This is a genomic window from Lachnospira eligens, from assembly GCF_009680455.1.
GTDB classification, from domain to species: domain Bacteria; phylum Bacillota; class Clostridia; order Lachnospirales; family Lachnospiraceae; genus Lachnospira; species Lachnospira eligens_A.
Map to the genome: position 1 here is coordinate 1 of NZ_WKRD01000017.1, position 5014 is coordinate 5014.

Below are 5014 nucleotides of genomic sequence, written 5' to 3' on the forward strand. Positions count from 1 at the left end.
AAAATATTAAAATGTCCATCATGTCCAACCTGTGAATTTCTCCCATTAGTTACATAGGGTACAATGGCTATTTTTTTATCATTAACTTGTCCTCCTTTTCCACTTCTTATAACTTCCGATTCATTTTCTCCATTTTAACATAAAACTTACCCAAGTTAAAACTCCTATTCTCAATCATCCCTCTCCCTCTGACTCCAAGTGCCACAAAAGTGCCCAACTTGCCTACAAATATTCCCAGTGTTTATGCGGGTTTTCAAAATTACAATAATTAATGCATGGAAATAATAAAGAATGAATTTCTTCACAAGACGACCGTTCCCCTCCTAGTCACTAAGCACGGAAAGAAAAAAGGGAATGGTTTTTCAACCATTCCCATCTTAATGAGCCCACCGGGGTTCGAACCCGGGACACCTAGATTAAAAGTCTAGTGCTCTACCAACTGAGCTATGAGCCCTCAATGTATACAATTATGAGTAACAATCTATATCAAACATCCAGCCTCGGATTATAACTACCGAGCTGGGCTAGCTGGATTCGAACCAGCGTAATGCAGGGATCAAAACCCTGTGCCTTACCGCTTGGCGATAGCCCAAGAAATAAAAAAAGGGTGGGTACAGGGATTCGAACCCTGGACCTTCAGAGCCACAATCTGACGCGCTGACCAGCTGTGCTATACCCACCATAATGCAAAAGTCATAAGCTACTGGCCATGACTCATAAAAAAAAGTGTGCCCGGGGGGATTCGAACCCTCGACCCACGGCTTAGAAGGCCGTTGCTCTATCCAGCTGAGCTACGAACACACAAAGCGGGTGATGGGAATCGAACCCACGTATCTAGCTTGGAAGGCTAGTGTTCTACCATTGAACTACACCCGCATAATTATTAAGTTGTAAAGTCGGGGTGACAGGATTCGAACCTGCGACCTCTTGATCCCAAATCAAGCGCTCTAGCCAAGCTGAGCCACACCCCGTTTTTGTTTCTTGCGTTTGCTCTGTTCCGCAACGCAAGAATGATTATATTATAAGGTGTACTATCTGTCAACACTTTTTTTGAATTTTTTTCAATTTTTTTCAAAATTCTTTCTACAAGTCTGTAAACCCACATATTTACTGGATTTATACATACTTTAAATTAAAAGACATTTCACCATTATCATCAATTTCAAGCATAATATATGTACATCTTTTATCTGCCTGACGAGGATATGATATGCTTCCAGGATTAATGAATGTAAGTTCATCTTCTATCTGTATCAATGGTCTGTGAGTATGTCCAAACATAACTATATCTATTCCTCTTGCTATACACTCTTCCCTGAGAGTCTGCAAATCGAGAGAAACATAATAATAATGACCGTGTGTCAAAAGCACTTTTTTCCCTGCAAGTTCTATCTCACGTTCTCTTGGAAGAGGTGAAAAGAAATCATTATTACCCGGTACCATTATTGTTTCACCCCCGGCAAGCTCCTGTATTATATCTTCTTCCCCTTCGATATCACCAAGATGGATAAGTAAATCGAATGGCTGCTCATTATATATTGCCTCTGCCAGATTACCGTGTCTTCTATGTGAATCGCTAACAATCATTATCCTCTGCATAAAACCTCCAGAATGAGCCAATTAGAGGCACTCATCCAGTTCTTTCTTTATAAGTTCAAGTGCCTTACCTCTGTGGCTTATCTTATTCTTCTCTTCAGGATCAAGCTGTGCTGATGTTTTACCATATTCAGGCAGATAAACTATAGGGTCATAGCCAAAACCATTGTCTCCAACGATTTCCTTGCTTATAAGCCCCTCCATTGTGCCTCTCTTAACAATTTCCCTTCCATCAGGAAAACACACTGCTATAGCACATACAAACCTGCCGCTTCTGTCCTTCCCTTCAACACCCTCAAGTCGTTTAATAAGAGAAGCATTTTTAATATCATATGATGTATCATGTCCCATATATCTGGCAGAATACACGCCAGGCTCTTTATTAAGATAATCAATCTCCAGTCCTGAATCATCTGCCATTGTAAGCTGTCCTGTAAGTTTGCATACAGTTCTTGCCTTAATCAACGCATTTTCTTCAAATGTAGTGCCATTTTCCTCTACATCAAGGTCAATTCCAGCATCCTTAAGAGAGATAACATTATACCCTTTAAGAATCTCTTTAACTTCCTTAACCTTGTCCTTATTATTAGACGCTAAAATAATAGTAGTCATAATTATCTTTCCTGTCCCTTCTCTTTCTTAGGCGGCTTTGGTCCCTGGAATGAGTAAAAATATGTCTTTAACATTCCATTATATATCTTTCTATTCTTATCCGGCTTTCTGCCAAAATATTTGACAGCATCCTCATATGAAGTAATCATATAGGCTGACCATGAATCTAATTTTGCAAACTGTCGTCCAAATGCAGAATATATTCCTGGAAGTGTCTCCTTGTCCTCAAGTCTTTCACCATAAGGCGGATTAGTTATAATAAAACCGTATTTCTTATGATGACTTAAGTCCGATACGCTTCTTTCCTGAAAATGTATTAACTTCTCTACTCCGGCATTCTCCGCATTACTTCTTGCCTTCCTTATAACATCTGCATCAATATCAAAACCCTGAATATCTGTTTCAACATCAAGATTAATCATATCCTCAGCTTCATCAACAGCATCATACCACAACTGTTTGTCAATTATGTTAGTCCACTTCTGTGCTGTAAACTTACGGTTCATTCCCGGTGCAATATTAGCCGCTATCATAGCTGCTTCAATTGGAAATGTGCCACTTCCGCAGAATGGATCAACAAGAATTCTGTCGCCTCTCCACGGCGTAAGCATAATAAGCGCCGCTGCAAGTGTCTCAGATATAGGAGCTTTTCCAGCTGCCGGTCTGTATCCTCTCTTATGAAGCGAATCACCTGATGTGTCAAGTGCAATAGTCACAATATCCTTCATAATAGTTACTCTTATAGGATAAGAATCACCATCTTCCTCAAACCATCCAATTCTATAATGTTCTTTAAGTCTCTCTACAATTGCTTTCTTAACAATTGACTGGATATCAGAACTGCTGAACAGTTTACTGTTAACAGAATTAGCTTTTGTTACCCAGAACTTGCCATTCTTAGGTATATAATTCTCCCACTCAAGAGCTTTAGTATTGTCAAACAGCTCTGTAAATGTCTCAGCCTTAAATTGACCCACTTTAATCAAAATACGCTCTGTAGTCCTTAAATTTATATTAGCACGGCATATGGCTTCAGAATCACCTACAAAAGTGACCTTTCCATCCTCTACCGATGATATATCATATCCAAGATCATATATTTCCCTTTTTAATACTGATTCCAGACCAAAATGGCAGGGAGCAATTAATTCATATGTATTCATATATCCTCCAAATGTACATTTATATATATATTAATGCCTACGCAAATGAGTGTCAATCCGTTAATTGATTACACACATTCCTTTATATGCCTCAAATCCTCCTACAACTGTCTTGCATATATATCCAAGCCCAGACATCTTTTCGCATATAACAAGACTCATAGCACCTTTATCGCAATAAAATATGTATATTTTTTCCTTATTACCAAATATTTTTCTAAATTCATAAGAAATCTTTCCGCATTTATATATATTATTTATATCATCAACCAGCTTGTTATATTCATAATGTATTGCTCCTTTTATCCTCGAATATACATATTTTTCCTTCAATCTTATATCAATTATTGTTACATATGGATCATTTACATAATAATCTATTTTTCTTGAACTTATCATTTCACATGACATAGTTTACCCACACAATATAGAATTTAATATATTATACTTTAATTAGTATTTTTTATTACCATTTTGTTATGTAAGGCCGCATATGCGACCTATATTCTGACTAATAGCAGTCGGACTCATCAGAACCTGATGTCTTATTCTTGGAATTCTTAAATGACTGATTCTTGCTGTTTGTTGAATTAGTTTCATTATAAGAATTTCTTGAGTTTGTTGAATTGCTGGAATTAGTAGAATTCTTTGAATTTGTTGAATTTTTAGATGTGTTCTTTGACATAATATCAACCTCCATAAATATTTTTACATTAATGTAGTATTGCTATTTTGTCTTATTTTATTCATACATGAAAATGCTTTCAATTATTGTTTCGTGAAACTAAAAAAACCTTGCAACTATGCAAGGTTAATAAATGTACGTGACAAGATTCGAACTCGCGACCTTCTGGTCCGTAGCCAGACGCTCTATCCAGCTGAGCTACACGTACTTCCTAAACACTTTCGTGTTTAGTGCCGGCAACGGGAATCGAACCCGTATGGGAGTATAAGTCCCGCAGGATTTTAAGTCCTGTGCGTCTGCCAGTTCCGCCACACCGGCTTGGTGTATTATTAATTATTGCCATCATAATGATAGCAGCGACCCGGATGGGGTTCGAACCCACGACCTCCGCCGTGACAGGGCGGCGCTCTAACCAGCTGAGCCACCAGGCCATAACGAGTAGAACAAGTGGACCTTCGGGGACTCGAACCCAGGACCGACCGGTTATGAGCCGGTTGCTCTAACCAACTGAGCTAAAGGTCCAAAAAGCCGACTGTCGGAGTCGAACCAACAACCTGCTGATTACAAATCAGCTGCTCTGCCATTGAGCCAAGTCGGCAATTTGAATTTCCTTTTATGTTCTACTCTATGACTCCAAGGGGATTTGAACCCCTGATACCACCGTGAAAGGGTGGTGTCTTAACCGCTTGACCATGGAGCCGTATAAAAAAATATAAGAATGAATTGGAACAATTATCCTATTGTCCTATATCCATTCTTATAACTCCCCGAGTAGGGCTCGAACCTACAACAACTCGGTTAACAGCCGAGTGCTCTACCATTGAGCTATCGAGGATTATAAAATTGAAAGATTGCTCTTTCAAAACTGCACATTAAAATTCTTTCATCCGATTACTCTTAAGAATAACTCTCTTTGTTCTATCCAAACCGTCTTAACCTTTTCTCTTGGTTAAGCCCT

5 protein-coding genes and 13 tRNA genes are annotated in these 5014 nt (G+C 38.6%); all 18 read right to left on the bottom strand.

Annotation, left to right across the window (positions count from 1 at the left end; translation table 11 throughout):
* Nucleotides 1-381: 381 nt before the first annotated feature.
* The 18 genes from GKE48_RS14325 to GKE48_RS14405 all read right to left on the bottom strand — a co-directional run bounded on the left by GKE48_RS14325 (nt 382) and on the right by GKE48_RS14405 (nt 4891).
* Nucleotides 382-454: transfer RNA gene (locus GKE48_RS14325), tRNA-Lys, on the bottom strand.
* A gap of 65 nt (nt 455-519) precedes the next feature.
* Nucleotides 520-592: transfer RNA gene (locus tag GKE48_RS14330), tRNA-Gln, on the bottom strand.
* A gap of 14 nt (nt 593-606) precedes the next feature.
* Nucleotides 607-680: transfer RNA gene (locus GKE48_RS14335), tRNA-His, on the bottom strand.
* A gap of 47 nt (nt 681-727) precedes the next feature.
* Nucleotides 728-801: transfer RNA gene (locus tag GKE48_RS14340), tRNA-Arg, on the bottom strand.
* 4 nt (nt 802-805) lie between these two features.
* Nucleotides 806-876, bottom strand: a tRNA-Gly gene (locus GKE48_RS14345).
* Between the two features lie 20 nt (nt 877-896).
* A tRNA-Pro gene (locus GKE48_RS14350) sits at nt 897-971 on the bottom strand.
* 145 nt (nt 972-1116) lie between these two features.
* Nucleotides 1117-1599 carry a metallophosphoesterase family protein gene (locus tag GKE48_RS14355; protein ID WP_041687911.1) on the bottom strand — a complete coding sequence of 161 codons (483 nt, stop codon included), beginning with the start codon at nt 1597-1599 and terminating at the stop codon, nt 1117-1119.
* Nucleotides 1600-1620: 21 nt separating this feature from the next.
* The gene (locus GKE48_RS14360) at nt 1621-2208 is read right to left on the bottom strand and encodes an XTP/dITP diphosphatase (RefSeq protein ID WP_154301379.1); all 588 of its coding nucleotides are present in this window, start codon (nt 2206-2208) and stop codon (nt 1621-1623) included.
* Between the two features lie 2 nt (nt 2209-2210).
* Complete coding sequence (locus GKE48_RS14365) at nt 2211-3371, bottom strand: THUMP domain-containing class I SAM-dependent RNA methyltransferase (protein WP_154301380.1); 1161 nt, start codon at nt 3369-3371, stop codon at nt 2211-2213.
* Between the two features lie 60 nt (nt 3372-3431).
* Complete coding sequence (locus GKE48_RS14370) at nt 3432-3782, bottom strand: rhodanese-like domain-containing protein (protein ID WP_022097599.1); 351 nt, start codon at nt 3780-3782, stop codon at nt 3432-3434.
* 100 nt (nt 3783-3882) lie between these two features.
* Nucleotides 3883-4056: a hypothetical protein gene (locus GKE48_RS14635; RefSeq protein WP_173016958.1), complete on the bottom strand. Its 174-nt coding sequence runs from the start codon at nt 4054-4056 to the stop codon at nt 3883-3885.
* 134 nt (nt 4057-4190) lie between these two features.
* A tRNA-Arg gene (locus GKE48_RS14375) sits at nt 4191-4264 on the bottom strand.
* Nucleotides 4265-4287: 23 nt separating this feature from the next.
* A tRNA-Leu gene (locus tag GKE48_RS14380) sits at nt 4288-4374 on the bottom strand.
* 39 nt (nt 4375-4413) lie between these two features.
* A tRNA-Asp gene (locus GKE48_RS14385) sits at nt 4414-4487 on the bottom strand.
* Between the two features lie 17 nt (nt 4488-4504).
* A tRNA-Ile gene (locus tag GKE48_RS14390) sits at nt 4505-4578 on the bottom strand.
* Nucleotides 4579-4582: 4 nt separating this feature from the next.
* Nucleotides 4583-4654, bottom strand: a tRNA-Thr gene (locus GKE48_RS14395).
* Between the two features lie 30 nt (nt 4655-4684).
* A tRNA-Glu gene (locus GKE48_RS14400) sits at nt 4685-4756 on the bottom strand.
* A gap of 63 nt (nt 4757-4819) precedes the next feature.
* Nucleotides 4820-4891, bottom strand: a tRNA-Asn gene (locus tag GKE48_RS14405).
* Nucleotides 4892-5014: the final 123 nt, after the last annotated feature.

Excerpts from the sequence above, each read along its gene's own strand:
- GKE48_RS14355 (WP_041687911.1), bottom strand. The coding sequence starts at position 1,599 with ATGCAGAGGATAATGATTGTTAGCGATTCACATAGAAGACACGGTAAT.
- GKE48_RS14360 (WP_154301379.1), bottom strand. The coding sequence starts at position 2,208 with ATGACTACTATTATTTTAGCGTCTAATAATAAGGACAAGGTTAAGGAA.
- GKE48_RS14365 (WP_154301380.1), bottom strand. The coding sequence starts at position 3,371 with ATGAATACATATGAATTAATTGCTCCCTGCCATTTTGGTCTGGAATCA.
- GKE48_RS14370 (WP_022097599.1), bottom strand. The coding sequence starts at position 3,782 with ATGTCATGTGAAATGATAAGTTCAAGAAAAATAGATTATTATGTAAAT.
- GKE48_RS14635 (WP_173016958.1), bottom strand. The coding sequence starts at position 4,056 with ATGTCAAAGAACACATCTAAAAATTCAACAAATTCAAAGAATTCTACT.